Origin of the sequence: Streptomyces sp. NPDC001536, assembly GCF_042894505.1 — a bacterium.
Lineage (GTDB): Bacteria > Actinomycetota > Actinomycetes > Streptomycetales > Streptomycetaceae > Streptomyces.
Window position 1 is genome coordinate 149,795 of the sequence record NZ_JBIAVQ010000020.1, and the last position, 16,928, is coordinate 166,722.

Consider the following 16,928-nt stretch of genomic DNA (forward strand, 5'->3'; position numbering starts at 1 on the left):
CCCCCTTTGAAACAAACCGAATACGCGGTATGTTTCTTGTCGCGGAGGTCGCGCTCGCCAGAGCGTCTGGAATGCCTGCCTTTTCACAAGGAGCCCAGTCATGCTCACTCTGACATCGAGGCCCAGCAACACCCCCATGACGACCGGAACCGACACCGGCCCAGTCCTGGTCGTCGGGGGCACCGGTTTCATCGGCAGCGCCGTTCTGAGGGAACTGACCCGAGAGCACTCCTCCCCCGGCAGCACGCCCACGCTCCACGTACTGAGCCGGACGCCACCCCGGGTGACCGCAGCCACCGGAGTACGGCATGTGGCCGGCGATCTCACCGATCCGTCCACCCTGCGCGGGGCCTGCTCGGGCATCAAAACAGTGATCCACGCCGCCAGTTACGTCGGCCGCGACGAACAGATGTGCCACGACATCAACCACCTGGGCACACAGGCCCTGCTGGACGAAGCCCGCCGCAACGGAGTCCGGCGCTTCATCTACGTCAGCACCGCCTCGGTCTACGGCATGGGACCCCACCGCGGGCCCGTCGAGGGGCAGCTGGCACCTTCACCGGCCTCACCCGCCAGCACCTCGCGTCTGCGCGCCGAGGAGGCGGTCCGGGCCTCAGGCGGCATCGTGCTGCGCCCTCACCTCGTCTACGGCATCGGCGACCGCTGGTTCATCCCCACCCTGGCCCGGGTGCTGCGCCAAGTGCCCTACTGGCCCGCCGGGACAACGCCCCGAGCCTCCGTGATCGCCGCCGAGGACCTGGCCCGCGTCATCGCCGCGCTCGCGCTGCAGCCCGAGCCGCACGACGGCGGCACGTATCACGTGGCCGACCCCCGGCCGCTGCTCATGGACGACCTGTACGCGAGCCTGCGCGCCCTGCTGCGGCTGCCCATGGCTCAGCAGGTGCCGATCGGTGAACACCGCTCGCTGGTAAGGCAGCTCGTGCCCGATCTCTCCGACCACCAGTACGCCCTCCTCACGCAGGACTGCTGGTTCGACACGACCCGTATCTGGCAGCGGACGGGCCTGAACCCGGGCCCCGGTTTCGAGCGGCGCCTGGCGGCCTGCTCCGCCTGGTACGCGAAGCAACTGGCTCCCGGAGCCCCCACGCAGTCGGGAACCGCCCGGTCCTTGCTCAGCCTCCCCGCCACCGCTACAGCGGCAGCGTGATCCCCAGCTCCCGCATCGCCGAGGACGGCGGCCCGCCCTCCGACCGCTCGGTCTTGCAGCCCTTGCTGCCGGGTGCCAGCGTGCGCGGATCCACGGCCTCGGCGGGCGCGCCGGTCGCGTAGAGCCCCTCGGGCTCGGTGTCGCGATCGTGCGGAAGCAGCCAGAACACCCGTCGGCGGAACGTCCCCGAGGACCGGGACGGCTTGGCTGCCGAGCCCAGCAGCGCATAGCCGACCATGCGTCCGTCGCGATGGTAGGCGGGTTTGCCACGACGCGTCGGCAGCCGGTCCAGGCTCTGGCGTACGTAGTCGAGTGTGCTGATGTCCTCGAGCCAGACGAAGTCGTCCTCATGAACGAGCTCGTCCTCAGCGATGAGGGCGCTCATGCTGTCTCCTCGTCGGCGACCAGTCCGATGCCCGGGTAGTACTTGCGCTGGTTGGACAGGATCATCTCCTTGGGAGACGCCAGTCCGACCACCTCTCGGACCCGTGCCGCAAAGGCCCGGGACGAGATCGCCGGGGCCCCCTCATTCTGACACCACGTCTTATAAACCGCGTAGAGCTGTGCCTGTTCCGCCCTGAGCTCCGGTGCGAGACGGCAGGACTCGGAGAGGAACCGCCCGGTGTGGTCCTCGGTCTCCGCGTACGCCGTGGTGGCGATCCGTACACGTTCGGGGCCGCTGAGGTCCTTCTCCCCGCTCAGGTAGCGACGGGCGCCCAGGATCAGCCAGTTGAGGATTCCGGGGCCCTCCTCGGTGACGAGGATGTCGGCCAGGTTGTCGATCTTGCGTTCGTCGGGGACGACCCGCTCGAACGGGATCAGCCGCATGCGCCGCCAGAACGCGAAGCCGCCGGTGCCGACTTCGGGCCGGTGGTTGCCCAGCAGCCAGAGTTTGTGGGTGGGTTCGAAGCTGAAGAAGTCCTGACGCATGCGGCGGGCCTTGATCCGGTCGCCGCCCGTCAGCAGCTTCACCCGGGCCTCGTCGAAACGGTCCCCCGGCTTGACCTCGCTGCACACGATGACCCGCCGACCGTGCAGCTCGGCCAGGTCGGTTGGATGCCCCTCGTAGGGCCGGGCCATCAGGAACCCGGGCGGCGCCGCGTCGGCGTAGTCCCCCACCAGCTTCATCAGGACGTCCAGCAGCACCGACTTGCCGTTCTTGCCGGACCCGAACAGGAACGGCATGACCTGTGCTCCGACGTCACCGGTGATGGAGTACCCCAGCAGCAGGTGCAGGAAGTCGATCATCTCCGCGCCCTCGGGCCCCTCGCCGAAGGTGTCGGTGAGGAACCGGTCCCAGCGCGGGGTGGGCATCGGCTGGGGGGCCGCGGTGGTGGAGCGGGAGTGGAAGTCCTTGTCGGGGTCGGGGGTGCGCAGCAGTCCGGTGCGCAGGTCGACGATGCCGGCCGGGGTGCACAGCGCGTACGGGTCGGCGTCCAGGCGGGCCGCGTTGAGCACCATGCCGGGGGCTGACCTGGCCTGCGCGAGCATGGCGTTCATGCCGCTGGTGCTGAGCGCCCGTCGGCGGTGCTGCTGCAGTGCCACGGAGGTGAACACCCCCCGCGGGTCGTTGCTCGCCAGGGATTCGGCGAGGTCCCCGGCGGCCCACATCACGGTGTCGTCCTCGTCGATCTGCCAACGGGTGCTGTCCCAGCGGAACCAGCCGAGGCCGGGCACGTGCCGGTAGTCGTTGGAGTAGAGCTTGACGAACAGTTTGGCGTTGCCCCGGTCGCTGAGGGTGTCGGGCAGCAGCCCGTCGGCCGTGGCCTCCCCCTGCGCGGGCAAAGGCTCCTCGGGGCGGCGGGCATGCGGCACCGGCTGGGCGAGGATCTGCGCGGCGACGGCCTGGGCGTCGAAGAGGGTGTCGTCCTGGCGGGACGTCATGTGCGCCCTCCCGGGGACAGCGGGCGCATACGGCCGGCGGTCAGACCGCTGCGGATGATGCCCGCGTAACGGCGTTCCTGCCCGGGCCGGGCATGCTCGGCCGCCTCACTGAGGACCCGCTCGGCCTCCGTCACCTCGAGCTGTCCCCCGGCCACAAGCCCTCCTGCGGTGTACGCGGCACGGTTCAACTTCTCCGAGAACGCGGCCCCTTCGGCTACGGCGGCACAGGCGGCCACCTCTTCGAGCAGTGCGCCCAGAACCCGGCTCACCGCTCTGCTGCCGCCGCCCGCCGCCAGGACGGCCTGCCGGGCCCGCGGGGGCACCGGCCTCGGGGCGGGCACGTACGCGGGCGGCAGATGCCCGGTGCGCTCCAGCTCGCGGGCCAGCCAGTCGGGCAGCGGAGCGGGCTCCCGCACGTCTCCCAGAGGTTCGTAGACACCGGCGTCGGTCACCGTGCCCGGGGCGACGATGTACCCGCCGTGCGCCCGTACGTCGACCTGCCAGGCGAGCGCGCGAGCGCCGGACCCGGTGGAGCACTGCCAGCGGCGTCCGCCGTACGTCCGGTACCAGACGTGCAGGCCGCCCGAAGGAGTTCTCACCCTCAGGGTCGTCTCGTCGTCGGCGGGGCTGTCGACGCCGCGCAGGGCGGCCAGCAGACCGATCGTGTGGAAGCCGTTGGCGAGCCCGGCCAGGTCGATCCCCTCGGAGATGCCGATGCCGGGTAACAGCCGGTCCCGCCCGGGAAGTTCGCGCTCGTGGGCGTCGATGTCGACGACCAGCAGATTGGCGGGTCCACAGGCGATCCCGACACCGAAGCCCGGATGAGCGCCCCACCACTGCTCGATGCGGGCGAAGTCGAGCGTGGCGGCGTGGAACCCGTGACACCAGCGGCCGGCGGCCGGACAGCCGCAGTCCTTGTGATGGTGCCCGGGCAGGCGGCAGCTCTCGCAGTTGCCCGCAGGCGTCTTGCGTCCCGGTGCCAGCGGATGGACGGGCCAGCCCCGGCTGGCACACCACCGAGCTGTCGCCAACGGACCTGCCACCGGAGCGGACGGCCGTGAGTAGCTATGCGAGTTGTGCAGCTCAGAAGCCATTCGCACCCCCCACCAGCGACCGAAGCGACTGAGCGACCGGCACAGCATAGCTAAGGAGGTGGGGCCCGAACGTCCCCTGGGAAAACAGATATTCGAGCCAGTTCAGTGGCCAGCGACTCAGGTGGTTTCGGTAGCTGCCCAGTCATCTCGACGAAGCAGCAGGTCAGCGAAACGGAAGCGATCGAACAGCGACTGAAGCGACTCAAGGTTCCTGTATATGACGCCCACGCGCATGCACACGCGCACACGCGAATGTCTCCATATACCCGGAGCTTGAGTCGCTTCAGTCGCTGTTCAGTCGAGGGACCGGCCCTGACCTGGCCTTTTCCAGCAGCGACTGAAAGCTGCCGAGAGGGTCATCGGTAGCTGCTCCTCGGTCGCTCCCCGCGTAGGCCCTATTCGGCCACAGCGACTCACGCCCCCTCCCCTCCCCCACCCGAGTCCCAGAGCGACTCAAGCGACTGTGAAGCGAGAACGCCCACCCCGACCCACGCCGCCCATCCGGGCTCCCCACGGCCGAGTCGCTTCGGTCGCTATTACGACGTAATAGCCGCGCCCCCACTCCGCTCCCCCACCGCCCCGGTTGAGGAACTTCTCCCCGGCCCTGCCCCATACTGATCTCCCGTAATGACATCGCGCCCCACGCCCATCCGGGCAGCGGGCTACGAGAACCAAGGCGGAGGGAGGAGACGGGATGCCGGATCACACCCATGAGTTCGGCAAGTACGGCGCCCGAGGCGTCAAGGGGCACGAAGCAGTCGCTCGTCGGCTGGACGCCCTCGCCGGCTACATCGCCACCCCGGTCACCGCCCGGCGTGGTCTGATGGCCCGCCTGCACTACCTCACCCGCAGCGAACACGCCCTCGTTGCCGCGCGCGCCGCAGGCCTCACGGTCACCGACCGCACCCTCAAGGCGTGGCTGGACGGCAAGCGCAGTCCGTCGAAGAAGAACCTCGAACGCATCGAGACGGCATACCGCACCGTCCGCCGCCACAACGTGGCCCGCTATCTCCTGGCCCGCCTCAACCGTGAAGGCCGCGGCACCCGCGTCGAGATCCACCCTCTCAACCAGTCCCAGGTTCCCCGCCCCCGGCAGCGCGTGGTGGAGTTCCGCACCCTCAACATCCGCCACTGGGACCGCATCGTCGAGGCCTGGGCCACCGACAACGTCCAGGCGCTCGACGACGCCTGGGTCGACCAGATCGTCGACCTCGGCTCCCAGTGGGGCCAGTACGAGTACGTCACCAACGTGGGCTTCGCAGCCTGAGCTATTACGCCGTAATAGCCCGGCCCCCTATTACGGCGTAATAGGGGGCCGACTCATCAGACCGCTCAGACAGCCTGGCCGTCGCTCTCTACGACCCCGGCCCGCTGCTCCTGGTGCTCGTTGAGGATCCGCAGCATCTTGTCGAACTCGGTGTCGCTCATCTTCCGGATGAGGTGCATCGCGAGGAAGGCACCATCGTCGTAGGGAAGCTTCGGTGGTGTCCGCAGATCGTCCTCGACCGTCTCAGCCGCCTTGCCCACCGAGGCGTTGCCACGAGGCTCCGGGACAGTCTCCGCTCGCTGCACCGGTGCTTCGGCAGGAGCCGTTGGCGTCGGCTGCAGGGCGCCCTCTCCTATTACGCCGTAATAGCCCTCGGTCCCGTCGTCCGGCTTCTGCGCCTTGCGCTCCTGCTTCAGGATCTCCTTGCGGACCCGCTCTGCCTTCAGCTCCTCCAGTGCCTCGCCCTGCTGCTCGGCCGGCTTGTTGCCGACAGCCCTCAGCAGATCGATGGGCTCCTGGCCGACTCGCTGCTGGAGCTCGGGCGTCAGGTTGAGCAGAGCAAGCCTCTGCGACACCCACCCCTGCGAGCGGTGCAGCCGCTTCGCCAGAGCCGTCTGGCTCCCGTGGATCGCCAACAGCCGTTGCAGCGCGCGGGCCTCGTCCAGCTCCTCGAGGTCCTGCCGGTGGATGTTGGCGACCAGAGCCGACTCCAGGAGCTCCTCGGACGTGGCGCCCTGATCATCACTGACCATCACCTTGACGGCAGCGAGACCGGCTTCCCGGGCGGCCGCGAGGCGGCTGCTGCCGTCGATGACGACGTAGGTCGTCTCCGGCTCCAGGTCCGCCTCGTGAGCCGGGTTGGCCTTCACGTAGGCATCGCGGTTCATGACCGTGATCGCCTGCTTCTGGCCGTGCGTCCTGAGGCTTCCCGCCAGATCGGTGAGGTCGCCGAGGCTGGAGCGCGGGTTGTCGGGGTTGAGGCTCACACGGTCGGTGGGCAGTTCCGAGGGCGGGGCGACTCCGTCGGTCGGCACCCCGGTCGCCGCGGCCACCGCCTGTCGGCGCGCGCTGATGGCCCGGGTGGCCCCGCCGAAGCGGCCGGCGCCGAGCTGGTCGGCCTTGCTCATGAGATCTCCCGTGCGAGGGCACGCATACCGACCGCCTGCTGGGACTTGGGGGCGTAGGACAGCAGCGGCTGCTTCACGCGCACAGCCTCCTTCTGCTCCTTGAGGTCTCCGATGAGTCCGACGACTTTCGGATCCTTTATGTCGACCCATCCTTGCAGGGACGAGGTGGCGATGTATCCGCGTCGGGAGTCGTAGAGGTTGACGACGATCCCGAGGTAGTCGATGTCGATCTGCAGATCGCCGCGCAGGTCGTCGATCTGAGTGGTGAGCAGCTCGTAGGCGTCGGCGGAACTGTCCTCGGCCTGGACCACGATCAGAGCTCCGGACTGGCCGGGCTTCTCGCCGTCACGTCGCCTGCCGTAGTAGGCCGCGGCGTCCATGCTGAGTCCGAGGCTGGGCGGGCAGTCGACGAGGATGACGTCGTAGTGGGCCTCCAGGGGGGCCAGCGCGCGCTCCAGGGCGGCCTCGCGCGCCCGGACGGCCGACAGGCGTACGTCGAGAAGGAAGGCGTCGTTGCACGCGGGCAGCAGATGCAACCGGCCGGCGAAGTGCTCGTCGTCGACGGAGACGATGAGGTCACGCAGGTCACCCTTGGGATCGCCCGCCATGTGGTTGGTGAGGCTGTCGCCGTTCATCGGCAGGGGAGTGCCACCCAGTTGGTTGGTGAGGTGGCACTGCGGGTCGAAGTCGACGAGCAGGACCCGCAGCCCCAGCCCCGGCAGGTCCTCGGTGTCGAGCGGGCTGTCGAGCGCGTCGCTGGCGGCCGCGAGCTGCTTGGCGATACGGACGGGGTAAAGGCGGCTGGGGTCCTCGGCCAGGGCCTCACCGGTGCCTGCCGTGATGGCGGTCTTGCCGACTCCGCCCTTCTGGTTGCAGACGACGATCCGGCGGGTGATGGCCGGCCTTTCGACGTCGGGCGCCGGATGGGTGTCCAGCCACAACTGCACGGACTGGGCCAAGCCCTGAATGAGAGACACTCGGCGGTCGCTCGCGATCCGCTTGAACTCGTCCCACTGACCTTCCGGCAGGAAGGTGGAGAACGAGTCGGCGCCGGAGGTGTCGACCCCGGCTGTTGCGGAGGCCAGGTCGCACCAGTCCTGGATGCCCTGCTCTACGGCCGCCTGGATCTCGATGCCCTTCTGGGCGGCTCTGACTTTGAGGTCCTGCCGGAGCCATCCCGGCAGCTTGGAGACGACCTTCTCGCGGTCGTTCGGGGAGGCTGGAGAAGTCATGGGAGTCAGCTTACTAACGCGAGTGATCAAAAACGCGAACGACGCGTTAGGTAGGGCAGGTTTATTACGGCGTAATAGACCGGAGGGACGGAGAGGGGCTGAGGGACTGTTTGGTCCCTGGGGTTCAGTCCCTGGTGTTTGTGCAGGTCAGAGCGTTTTGGGGGGCCAAATCAGGGACTGTAGGGACTGAACTTCCTAATTATGAGCTGGAGTAGAGCTTTTTTCGTACGCGCGTGCGCATCTGTCCCCACATGTCTAGTTCAGCTCATAATTAGCGAGTTGAGTCCCTACAGTCCCTGTTGAGGGAGGGTGGAACGCTGTGACCTGCGTTTTTGTGCAGGGACTGAAGGAAGGGACGGTCCCTCGAGGGACCCTGGGTTCAGTCCCTGGAGGTTCTCTGGAGGGTTCAGTCCCTCCGGCCGCTCTCAAGGGACCCAAACGGCGCCGACTGATGAGGGAGTGGCGGCTCGTCGGAGGCCGAAGGGACTCAAGGGACCGAAGGAACTGATAGAACGCCACGCGGTGGGAGTTGCCGGACTCCCCGTCGACATGCCTCTACACTCTTCCCGAAACACAGTCCCTTCAGTCCCTGATACGGCATCATCCACACGTGTGGCCTGGAGTTTTCTCAGGGACCGAGCCACAGAACCGCACCACGAGACCCGACAGGACGATCAGCGTGCCGCGCCCCGGTGACATCCGCTTGCCTGCCGCCCCGGCCAGGCCCGCGACGCCGCATGCCGTCGCCCGCTGGTGCGCCGCCCAGGGCTGGCCGGTCCACCCTCTGGCACCCGGCCGCAAGACCCCGGCCGCCAACTGCCCCGAGTGCAGGGACCGAAGCCACGACCCCAAGACGTGCCTCTGTCTCCCCGCAGGACGCCCCTGCCACGGTTTCCACGCCGCCACCACACACGGCCCGTACATCGACGCCTGGTGGGGGAGCAGCCCCTCTTGCGGCGTGGGCGTCGCCTGCGGGCCCGCCGAGCTCGTCGTCCTCGATGTGGACGCCCACAGCGCCCAGGTGCCCGACCGCAGCCGTCTCCTGCCGGGCATCCCCATCCCCGACGCCGTGAACCTCACCGGCCTGGCCTCGGGCTTCGACACCCTCGCGCTCCTGGCGGCCTTCCGAGGCTGGCCCGACCCGGCCCACGACGAGAGCACCCTGCGCGTGCGCACGCCCTCCGGAGGCCTGCACATCTGGTACCGCAACCCGTACCCGGAAACCCGGCTGCGCTGCTCGACCGGCTCCAGTCCCAAGGTCGCCCTGGCCTGGCAGGTCGATGTCAGGGCCGACGGCGGCTACATCATCGCCCCCACCACCCGCACCGCACAGGGCACGTACGAGCCCGAAGGCCCCGCCCGTTTGCCAGCCCCGCTCCCGGACTGGCTGCACGCCGAACTCGTCCGCACCGGCCACGTCATCGCCCCGCCGGTCCCCAGACAACCCCTCGCACGGACCCGTCGTATCCGCAAGCCGGCCGCCGCCCACCGTGTCCTCGCCCCGCTTCTAGACGAGATCGCCCAATGCGCCGCGGCGCCCGAAGGGACCGGGTTCACGGAGAAGCTCAACCGAGCCGCCTACACCGCAGGAGGCCTTATGGCAGCAGGCCACCTGGAGGAAACCGCAGCCCGCGACCAACTCCGCGCAGCGGCCGCCGAGGCCAGACCCTGGCAGACCGCCCGCAACGAAAAGATCATCGACGACGGCCTTGCCGCCGGGGCCGCCCACCCGTTCCGTCTCGAAGGACGTCCATGAGCAGCGCCGAAAGCATGCCGCGGTTCGACGCACAGGCCGCCGCTCAGCAGATGCTCGACCTCCAGGCGGCCGAGCAGCCACCCACGCTGCTCCCCGCGCAGGCCTCCGGCACCCCCGGCAGCCTGCCCTTCGCGTCCCTGCAGTCCGGCCTGCTGCCCCCACACCTCAGCGACCGAGGCAACGCCCGCCTCTTCGTCCAGCTCTACCGCGACCAGTTCCGGCACGTGGAAGGCCTCGGCTGGTTCTCCTGGGACGGCTACCGCTGGAAGCGCACCGGCGGCGAGAAGGCCGCCCTGTGGGCAGCGGGGGAGATGGCCGAGGACATGCCCGAGACCGACCCCCGGGGCGTCTTCAGCAACCGGGAACTGTCCGCGCACAAGAAGAAGACCCTCTCCACCACCGGCATGAAGGCCCTGCTCACCCAGGCCAAGGCTTCCCCGGACCTCTCCGTCGACCCCGACACTCTCGACGGCGACCCCTACGCGCTGTGCACCCCCGGCGGCGTCGTCGATCTGCACACCGGCCAAGTCCGCAAAGCGGACCCCACCCTGGACTTCCACTCCCGCGCCACCAGCGTCGCCCCCCAGCCCATGGAAACCCCTCGCTGGCACCGCTTCCTCGCCGACACCTTCGGCGACGACGCCGAAGGCCGCGAGATGATCAGCTTCCTCCACCTGCTGCTCGGCTACTCCATCACTGGAGACGTCGGCGCCCAGGTCCTGCCGTTCCTCCACGGAGAAGGCAAGAACGGCAAGAGCGTCCTGCTCGACACGATGATCCAGATCCTCGGCGACTACGCCGACGCCGCCCCACCCGGCTTCCTCATGGACCGCGGAGCCTTCTCCGAGCACTCCACCGAGCTCACCGAACTCCACGGCCGCCGCCTCATCGTGTGCAGCGAACTCAAGCCCAACGACAAATTCGACGAGGCCCGCGTCCGCCTCCTGACCGGCGGCGACAAGATCAAAGCCCGCCGCATGCGGCAGGACTACTTCTCCTTCACCCCCACCCACCACCTCTGGCTGCTGGGCAACCACCGCCCCGAGGTCTCCACCGGCGGCTACGCCTTCTGGCGCCGCATCCGCCTGCTGCCCTTCACCCGCACCGTCCCCGCCGCCCGCCGGATCGACAACCTCGCCTTCGAACTCGTACGTGACGAAGGCCCCGGCATCCTCCACTGGCTCATCGAAGGCGCCCGCCGCTACCTCGCCACCCGAGACCCTCTCGAAGGCCCGGACAGAGTGCGCATCGCCACGACCGCCTACGCCAACACCGAAGACCACATCGGCCGCTTCCTCGACGAATGCTGCACCCGCGCCGCCGACAACGGCAGCGAACTACGCGTCGAACAGGGCCTGTTGTTCACGGAGTACAGCTCCTGGTGCAACGCCGGCGAAGGCATCCGCCCCGCCTCGCCCCGCGCCTTCGCCACCCGAGTCCGCCAGGAAGTCGGCCTCGCCTCACCCACCGACATGATCAAGTCCAACGGCCGCAAGTACTACCCGGGCATCGCCCTCCTGGGGACCGAATGACGCACCGCACACCACCCCACGCCCTACATCTCACCCAGCGGCCGAACTACGATGTACCCCCGGCCCCGCTAGCGGCGGCCCCCACAACACGCACGATCCAGTCCGGCCCCCGCCCTGTGCACAGGCTGGCGAACGAAGGGCTGCGGCCATGAGCTCGCTGTTGACCGAGAGCGACCTCACCCACGAGGCGGACGTGGTGTGGCTGGAGGACCCCGGCAACCTCGACTACGTCCGCCAGGCCCTGGACAAGACCAAGCGCCGCAACAACAAGCCCCCCTACGCCCGGGACGGCCGCATGGTCGGCTACGCCCTCCTCAACGACGAGGCCGAACCCGACCCCGACAGCGGGCTCTACAAACGTCGGGTCTTCTTCCTCCTCCCACACGACCGGGACACCCTCCCCGACGGTCTCTACCGCGAGGGAGCCCCCGGCGAGGCAGTCGACCCCCGCACGATCGAACCCAAGAAGCCCGGAGCGAAAACCCCACGCTCCCAACGCGGCCCCGCCCCCATAGCGTCGGCGACGCAGTAATCCGACCTTGAAGGACAGTACCAAAAACCACCAAAAGCACCCGAACTACCCACCCCTGAAAGCTATTACGCCGTAATAGCCAGAGGGCGCAGCCCCCAGAAGAGCCTCCGCCGGGTGCCCCCACGTCCTTGGCTATTACGGCGTAATAGCCAAGCCCAGAGTGCAGGCAGCACCGCCGACTCGACCGCTGAGCGGCCACCCCTGCCCTCATCTGGTAACAACTGTTACCATGCTCGTATGGCAAAGACACAGCTGGGTGCCCGCGTCGACGACGAGGTCGCCGAACTCGCCAAAGCCCGAGCCAAGGACCGTGGCCTGAGCGTCGGTGACTACATCGCCGAACTCGTCCGCGAGGACACCGACGGCCTGCGCGCCCGCGGTCTCGACGCCGCCCGCCGCTTCCTCGACGAACACCAGGCGATCTTCGACGACACCGAGGACGCCGACCGCACCGCTCCGGGGGCTCACGCCGCGTAATGGACCTGCACATCGACGTCCCCTGGATCCTGCAGGTCGCCGAGATCGCCGGCGCCCGCGATCCCGCCCCTGACGATTACGGCATCCCTGTCGCCGCAGTAGCCGCCCACAAGGCCGAGCTCCTGGACCAGCCGGTCTACGACGGCCCCTACGCCCGCGCCGCCGCCCTCGTCCACGTCCTCGGCCGCTGCCGCTGGCTGGAGCGCTCCAACATGGCCGTCGCCGCCGCAACCGGCGTCATGTACCTCGAGGCCTCAGGCATCCCGCTCAAGCCGACGCGCAACGACGCGATCGCCCTACGAGACCTCCTCCGCGACCCCGCCTGCACCACCTCAAAGATCGCCACTCTGCTACGCACCTGGCCCACAGCCACCTGAGCGCCGACCACCAAGCACAACACCTGTTCCGCCGGCACCCGGTATCGAGAGGCCCAGAACCATGGCGCGCGCAGGACTCACCGCACAACGCCTCACACAGGCCGGCGCCGACCTCGCCGACGAAGTCGGCTTCGACCAGATCACCGTCTCCGCACTCGCCAGACACTTCGACGTCAAGGTCGCGAGCCTGTACTCGCACGTGAAGAACTCCCACGACCTCAAGACCAGGATCGCCCTCCTCGCCCTGGAGGAGCTCGCCGACCGAGGCACCACCGCCCTCGCCGGCCGAGCCGGAAAAGACGCCCTCACCGCCCTGGCCGACGTCTACCGCGACTATGCCCACGAACACCCCGGCCGCTACGACGCAGCCCAGCTACGCCTCACCCCAGAAGCAGCCGCAGCCAGCGCCGGCGCCAGACACGCCGAGATGACCCGGGCGATCCTCCGCGGCTACGACCTCACAGAACCCCACCAGACCCACGCCGTCCGCCTCCTGGGCAGCACCTTCCACGGCTACATCAGCCTGGAAATGGGCGGCGGCTTCAGCCACAGCGCCCCCGACACCCAGGAAACCTGGACCCGCATCCTGGAAGCCCTCGACACCCTCCTACGCAACTGGCCAACCACCCCCACCCCCTAACCACTGGGCCATCCCACGCACTCCGACACACGTCGACGTCCAGCGCCGAAGCGCAGTCAGGACCTGCGCATGAGCCTTCTCTAGCCCGTGCCTCTGACGGCTGTGAGGCGATGATCGAGCGGATCGCGTGGAAGTGGGGGAGGGGCCAAGCCGCGATGAGGCCCGTCGACATCAGGACGCGTGGGGTTGCTCAAGACCTTGGAGGAGGAGGGCGATCAGACGTCGCGGGTCGTAGCGGGGGTCGCTGTCGTGCCCGATGCAGAGGTTGCCGATACCACGCATGAGCTCGTAGGGCTGTGTGCCGGACCTGATGTCGCCGGCCGCGACCGCGGCATCGAGCAACTGGGCGCAGACGGGCAGCAGCCGATCCAGGAAATAGGCGTGCAGCGAGGCGAAACGGTCGGTCTCGGACTGCAGCGCGTCGGCGAGTCCGTGCTTGGTGACCAGGAAGTCCACGAAGAGGTCGATCCACTGACGCAGCGCATCGAGCGGTGAGCCGGCACGAGCCAGCAGGTCCGGGCCGGCCTCGGCGCATGCCTCGATCTGGTGGCGATAGACAGCGGTGACCAGATCCGCCCGGGTCGGGAAGTGGCGATAGATCGTGGCCATCCCGACCCCTGCCTGGGCCGCGATCTGCCGGATCGGCGCGTCGACACCAGAAGTGACGAACACCTTGGCGGCAGCAGCGAGCACCGTCTCCCGATTGCGCTGCGCGTCAGCCCGCTTACCTCGGGACGGCGACTCCCCTGCAGGGCTCTCGGCGGCCATCACGCACTCCTCCCACACCGATTGACAAAACGGAGCAGCGCTCCAGATACTAAATGGAGCAACGCTCCGATTCAGATTATCGGAAACGGACCACTCCTGCCCCCATGTCTCCTCGCCCTCGCCGCCCTCAAAGCGGGGCCACAGCAGACAGACACCACCGAAAGGAAGCCCACGCAATGAGCGCCCCCACCACCGACACCCTTGGCCCGCCCGCCCCAGTCCTGTCCTTCAGCCCCGTAACCCTCTCCGTACCCGCCCGCCCCGTGGACCTCCAGGTACGAGTCTCCGCCCCCGCAACAGGAACCAGCCTCCCCGTCATCCTTCTCTCCCACGGCCACGGCCCCTCCAACAACCTCTCCTCGCTCAACGGCTACGCCCCGCTCGCCAACTTCTGGGCAGCACACGGATTCGTCGTCATCCAGCCCACCCACCTCACCTCCAGGACGCTGAGCCACCTCGTCGCCGACGCACCCGGCGCACCCGACTTCTGGCGCTCCCGCGCCGAGGACATGACCCACATCCTCGACCAGCTCGACGTGATCGAGCGCACCGTGCCGCAACTCGCCGGACGGATCGACCCCACCAAAATCGCCCTCGCCGGACACTCCCTCGGCGGCTTCACCGCCGCCCTCCTACTCGGCGCCGGACTCACCGACCCCGACACCGGAAAGGTGGTGCACCTCGTCGACCCCCGCATCAAGGCGGGCGTACTCCTCGCCGCGCCCGGCAGGGGCGGCGAAGCCCTCAACGGCCCCATGGCCCAGCAGTGGCCGATCATCGGCGCCGTCGACTTCTCCACCATGACCACACCCACCCTGATCGTCGCCGGCGACAAGGACGACCCTCGGCACTTCACGGACATGGGACCGGCCTGGCACACCGACCCCTACACCCTCGCCCCTGCCCCCAAAACCCTGCTCACCCTCTTCGACGCGGAACACGGACTCGGCGGAATCGCCGGATACGACGCCGCCGAAACCACCGACGAGAACCCCGACCGAGTCACCGCCCTCGCCCACCTCACCGCGTCCTACCTCCACACCCAGCTCCACCCCGGCGCCCCCACGTGGCAAACGGCATGCGAGGCACTCATAGCCGGCCCCGACCCGGTAGGACGAGCCAAATCCAAGTAAGCCTCCACTGCGACACCAGCCACTTGACCCAACTCCTAGGCTCCCGCTCTGTCGGCGCCCGACGAAGCGGGAGACCTTTTGCGGTTCTCACCTCATAGCCGGCCAGAAACACTCTTGTCAGTGCTCCGTCGTACGCTGATCTGTTGTGAGGCGGCGGAGGGGGGATCCGTGGTGCCGGACAGGCTGATGTGGACGGACATGGTGCTGGCACCGGACGATATCGCCGAAGAGGTCGATGAGTTCGGCAACGGGGTGGTCGGGAAATGGATCCCCCAAGACCTCACTGAACAGCTCTGGCAGGGCATCCGAGGCGCAACGATCGAGGGCTGTCTCGGCATCGGCTCCAAGGTGTCGCCCGACCACACGCGAGCCTGCGTGTACACGAGGGATTACCGCGACATCAATGACCTGCGCCGCGTGCTCGGTGTCCTACGAGCGATTGGCGTGTCCGGTTGGGTCACCTACAAGCGCGACTGCGAAACAGCACGCGGCGTATATGGCACTGGCGCCTCCTACTGGACGTCACCACCGGGAACAACGGAGATTCGAACCCCACGAGTATCGGTGGGCCGTCAGCTGGACCGTGTTGCTCGAAAGACAGCGCATGATTCTGGTGGCTGGCTCGGGTGAACCGCTCTGGGTCTGATGGAGCCTCCATCAGACCCAGAGCGGTTCACCCGAGCCGAACGCGATGAGCGATCAATAGGCGAATGACTGAGTGATTCAGAGTGTGATTGGTGCACGGTGCGCTGTTGGAGTAGATAGCGCAGGGCGGGGTTCCTGTGTCTGCTGAGCGTAGGTGCCTGCGTGAATCTGGCGGACTCAGCCAGGCTCAGATTGCGACAGCTTTGGGAACGCGCCGGGAGGTTGTGGGGAACTGGGAAGCCGGCAGGACAGAGCCGCGGCCGCCGCAGCGCGCCGCCTACGCCCGGCTCCCTTTAGGGTCTTGCTCAGCGTTTCCCTGCCCCTGACGGAGGGGTGGAGCACGAGCCTGCCGCACCGGAGACGTCCGCTGCTGAGCCTGTCGCGTCGGCGTCGGCCGTATCTGTGTGCGTTGATTCTCGGTCTTTCTGTTTCTGAGGTTCTTTTCTGTGGTTGGGGCGAGCTGATTTTTGAGTGGGTGGAATGGGGCTGATTCACTGGGGTTTCCTGGTTTTTCCTGCTTTGATGCTGCGGGTTTTTCGGGGCTGGAGTGCTGCGGATGCTCTGTGTCGGGCGTGAGTTCAGTCGGTCGTTCAGCTGTCTTGGTTTGGGGGGTGCAGCGACGCGGAGTGAGCCGGGGAGGTTCGTCCGTATGTACCTGAGGGATTGAGCCCGTCCGCTGAGAGCCAGGCTGAACTTTCGCCTGGGAAAGGCCTGTTGGGGTTGACGCCTGTTTGCTGGGTTGCTGTTGGGCCGCCCGCTTCTTGGCCAGTGTCGTGTTTCCGCGAGCCGAGTAAAGGGCGCTGCGCTGCGCTTCGCGTCGCCTTCGGCGATGGCCCTGCGGGCCACCCTTGACTCGGCTCGCGGAAACACGGGTTGGAAGCGAGCGGGCGGCCCGAGGGATGGGTGGCCCGCAGGTGGGTTTGAGGTGCGGTGGGTGGGGTGGTGGGCCGGGGAGGGTGTAGCGCGGTCGCGCCTCGCCAGCACGCCGGGTCGGCTTGGCGGCGAGCGGCCGGTGGGTGGAATTTCTGACTGAGTGTCATAAATAGTTGATGATTCGTCAGTAGCTTTTGTTTTCATGGGAGTTGCTGTGTTCTTGTGGTTGCCGGACCACTCCGTGGTCCGGTCCGGCGGCGGAGCTGCCGGCGAGGGAAAGCGGGCACGAAGGAATCCGAGCCTTCGCGCCCCACTTTCTGGCAGGAGATCTGACGGCCTGTCAGTCCCGCGTTGCGCAGGTCTCCGATTGCTGCGTATGGAGGCCGCGGAGCGGACTCCATGGTCCGGACCGCGGAGCGGTCC

The 16,928-nt window shown here is 68.0% G+C and carries 16 protein-coding genes and 1 pseudogene; 11 read left to right on the plus strand and 6 right to left on the minus strand.

What is annotated here, in order from left to right:
* Window positions 1-100 precede the first annotated feature (100 nt).
* The gene (locus tag ACFY0U_RS40075) at window positions 101-1,168 is read left to right on the plus strand and encodes an NAD-dependent epimerase/dehydratase family protein (protein WP_388644646.1); all 1,068 of its coding nucleotides are present in this window, start codon (window positions 101-103) and stop codon (window positions 1,166-1,168) included.
* Here ACFY0U_RS40075 and ACFY0U_RS40080 read toward each other — a convergent pair.
* Genes ACFY0U_RS40080 through ACFY0U_RS40090 form a run of 3 tightly spaced genes read right to left on the minus strand, consistent with a single transcriptional unit; the run spans window position 1,152 to window position 4,083 of the window.
* Window positions 1,152-1,553, minus strand: coding sequence for a DUF6009 family protein (locus ACFY0U_RS40080; RefSeq protein WP_388644649.1), 402 nt, complete (start codon window positions 1,551-1,553; stop codon window positions 1,152-1,154). The genes ACFY0U_RS40075 and ACFY0U_RS40080 overlap by 17 nt on opposite strands.
* Window positions 1,550-3,052: a phage/plasmid primase, P4 family gene (locus ACFY0U_RS40085; RefSeq protein ID WP_388644652.1), complete on the minus strand. Its 1,503-nt coding sequence runs from the start codon at window positions 3,050-3,052 to the stop codon at window positions 1,550-1,552. Before ACFY0U_RS40085 ends, ACFY0U_RS40080 begins: the two co-directional genes overlap by 4 nt.
* On the minus strand, window positions 3,049-4,083 hold the full coding sequence (locus ACFY0U_RS40090; RefSeq protein ID WP_388644655.1) for a bifunctional DNA primase/polymerase: 1,035 nt from the start codon (window positions 4,081-4,083) through the stop codon (window positions 3,049-3,051). The genes ACFY0U_RS40085 and ACFY0U_RS40090 overlap by 4 nt, the downstream gene beginning before the upstream one ends.
* Before the next feature lie 757 nt (window positions 4,084-4,840).
* On the opposite strand from ACFY0U_RS40090, the gene ACFY0U_RS40095 reads away from it, so the two are divergent.
* A complete protein-coding gene (locus tag ACFY0U_RS40095) occupies window positions 4,841-5,413 on the plus strand; it encodes a transcriptional regulator (protein WP_388644656.1) in 573 nt (190 codons plus the stop codon).
* 65 nt (window positions 5,414-5,478) lie between these two features.
* Here the strand turns inward: ACFY0U_RS40095 and ACFY0U_RS40100 are convergent, their stop codons facing one another.
* Together ACFY0U_RS40100 and ACFY0U_RS40105 are read right to left on the minus strand one after the other, a co-directional pair.
* Window positions 5,479-6,540, minus strand: coding sequence for a ParB/RepB/Spo0J family partition protein (locus tag ACFY0U_RS40100; protein ID WP_388644659.1), 1,062 nt, complete (start codon window positions 6,538-6,540; stop codon window positions 5,479-5,481).
* Window positions 6,537-7,772, minus strand: a complete 1,236-nt coding sequence (locus tag ACFY0U_RS40105) for a ParA family protein (protein ID WP_388644662.1) — start codon at window positions 7,770-7,772, stop codon at window positions 6,537-6,539. Before ACFY0U_RS40105 ends, ACFY0U_RS40100 begins: the two co-directional genes overlap by 4 nt.
* 679 nt (window positions 7,773-8,451) lie before the next feature.
* On the opposite strand from ACFY0U_RS40105, the gene ACFY0U_RS40110 reads away from it, so the two are divergent.
* From ACFY0U_RS40110 to ACFY0U_RS40135, 6 genes are all read left to right on the plus strand, one after another.
* Window positions 8,452-9,528, plus strand: a complete 1,077-nt coding sequence (locus tag ACFY0U_RS40110; RefSeq protein WP_388644665.1) for a bifunctional DNA primase/polymerase — start codon at window positions 8,452-8,454, stop codon at window positions 9,526-9,528.
* A complete protein-coding gene (locus tag ACFY0U_RS40115; protein ID WP_388644667.1) occupies window positions 9,525-11,060 on the plus strand; it encodes a phage/plasmid primase, P4 family in 1,536 nt (511 codons plus the stop codon). Before ACFY0U_RS40110 ends, ACFY0U_RS40115 begins: the two co-directional genes overlap by 4 nt.
* Before the next feature lie 148 nt (window positions 11,061-11,208).
* Entirely contained in the window at window positions 11,209-11,592 is a 384-nt protein-coding gene (locus ACFY0U_RS40120; RefSeq protein WP_388644670.1) for a DUF6009 family protein, read from the plus strand.
* 237 nt (window positions 11,593-11,829) lie between these two features.
* Window positions 11,830-12,069 carry a hypothetical protein gene (locus tag ACFY0U_RS40125; RefSeq protein ID WP_388644673.1) on the plus strand — a complete coding sequence of 80 codons (240 nt, stop codon included), beginning with the start codon at window positions 11,830-11,832 and terminating at the stop codon, window positions 12,067-12,069.
* Window positions 12,069-12,446 (plus strand): fic family toxin-antitoxin system, toxin component, encoded by a 378-nt coding sequence (locus ACFY0U_RS40130; protein WP_266835504.1) that lies wholly within the window; start codon window positions 12,069-12,071, stop codon window positions 12,444-12,446. The genes ACFY0U_RS40125 and ACFY0U_RS40130 overlap by 1 nt, the downstream gene beginning before the upstream one ends.
* A 61-nt stretch (window positions 12,447-12,507) precedes the next feature.
* Window positions 12,508-13,086 carry a TetR/AcrR family transcriptional regulator gene (locus tag ACFY0U_RS40135; protein WP_388644676.1) on the plus strand — a complete coding sequence of 193 codons (579 nt, stop codon included), beginning with the start codon at window positions 12,508-12,510 and terminating at the stop codon, window positions 13,084-13,086.
* Between the two features lie 171 nt (window positions 13,087-13,257).
* Here ACFY0U_RS40135 and ACFY0U_RS40140 read toward each other — a convergent pair whose 3' ends face one another.
* Complete coding sequence (locus ACFY0U_RS40140) at window positions 13,258-13,854, minus strand: TetR/AcrR family transcriptional regulator (RefSeq protein WP_388644678.1); 597 nt, start codon at window positions 13,852-13,854, stop codon at window positions 13,258-13,260.
* 176 nt (window positions 13,855-14,030) lie between these two features.
* Between ACFY0U_RS40140 and ACFY0U_RS40145 the strand changes: the two genes are divergently transcribed.
* The 3 genes and pseudogenes from ACFY0U_RS40145 to ACFY0U_RS40155 all read left to right on the plus strand — a co-directional run.
* On the plus strand, window positions 14,031-14,987 hold the full coding sequence (locus ACFY0U_RS40145) for an alpha/beta hydrolase family protein (protein ID WP_388644680.1): 957 nt from the start codon (window positions 14,031-14,033) through the stop codon (window positions 14,985-14,987).
* A gap of 120 nt (window positions 14,988-15,107) precedes the next feature.
* On the plus strand, window positions 15,108-15,617 hold the full coding sequence (locus ACFY0U_RS40150; RefSeq protein ID WP_388644683.1) for a putative phosphothreonine lyase domain-containg protein: 510 nt from the start codon (window positions 15,108-15,110) through the stop codon (window positions 15,615-15,617).
* Between the two features lie 131 nt (window positions 15,618-15,748).
* Window positions 15,749-15,956 (plus strand): annotated as a pseudogene (locus ACFY0U_RS40155) (helix-turn-helix transcriptional regulator); the annotation flags it as partial.
* Window positions 15,957-16,928 lie beyond the last annotated feature (972 nt).

Bases quoted from the DNA above. Each gene is read 5' to 3' on its own strand.
- ACFY0U_RS40085 (WP_388644652.1), bottom strand. From the start codon at position 3,052: ATGACGTCCCGCCAGGACGACACCCTCTTCGACGCCCAGGCCGTCGCC.
- ACFY0U_RS40145 (WP_388644680.1), top strand. From the start codon at position 14,031: ATGAGCGCCCCCACCACCGACACCCTTGGCCCGCCCGCCCCAGTCCTG.
- ACFY0U_RS40140 (WP_388644678.1), bottom strand. From the start codon at position 13,854: ATGGCCGCCGAGAGCCCTGCAGGGGAGTCGCCGTCCCGAGGTAAGCGG.
- ACFY0U_RS40095 (WP_388644656.1), top strand. From the start codon at position 4,841: ATGCCGGATCACACCCATGAGTTCGGCAAGTACGGCGCCCGAGGCGTC.
- ACFY0U_RS40125 (WP_388644673.1), top strand. From the start codon at position 11,830: ATGGCAAAGACACAGCTGGGTGCCCGCGTCGACGACGAGGTCGCCGAA.
- ACFY0U_RS40105 (WP_388644662.1), bottom strand. From the start codon at position 7,772: ATGACTTCTCCAGCCTCCCCGAACGACCGCGAGAAGGTCGTCTCCAAG.
- ACFY0U_RS40100 (WP_388644659.1), bottom strand. From the start codon at position 6,540: ATGAGCAAGGCCGACCAGCTCGGCGCCGGCCGCTTCGGCGGGGCCACC.
- ACFY0U_RS40115 (WP_388644667.1), top strand. From the start codon at position 9,525: ATGAGCAGCGCCGAAAGCATGCCGCGGTTCGACGCACAGGCCGCCGCT.
- ACFY0U_RS40080 (WP_388644649.1), bottom strand. From the start codon at position 1,553: ATGAGCGCCCTCATCGCTGAGGACGAGCTCGTTCATGAGGACGACTTC.
- ACFY0U_RS40130 (WP_266835504.1), top strand. From the start codon at position 12,069: ATGGACCTGCACATCGACGTCCCCTGGATCCTGCAGGTCGCCGAGATC.
- ACFY0U_RS40120 (WP_388644670.1), top strand. From the start codon at position 11,209: ATGAGCTCGCTGTTGACCGAGAGCGACCTCACCCACGAGGCGGACGTG.
- ACFY0U_RS40075 (WP_388644646.1), top strand. From the start codon at position 101: ATGCTCACTCTGACATCGAGGCCCAGCAACACCCCCATGACGACCGGA.
- ACFY0U_RS40135 (WP_388644676.1), top strand. From the start codon at position 12,508: ATGGCGCGCGCAGGACTCACCGCACAACGCCTCACACAGGCCGGCGCC.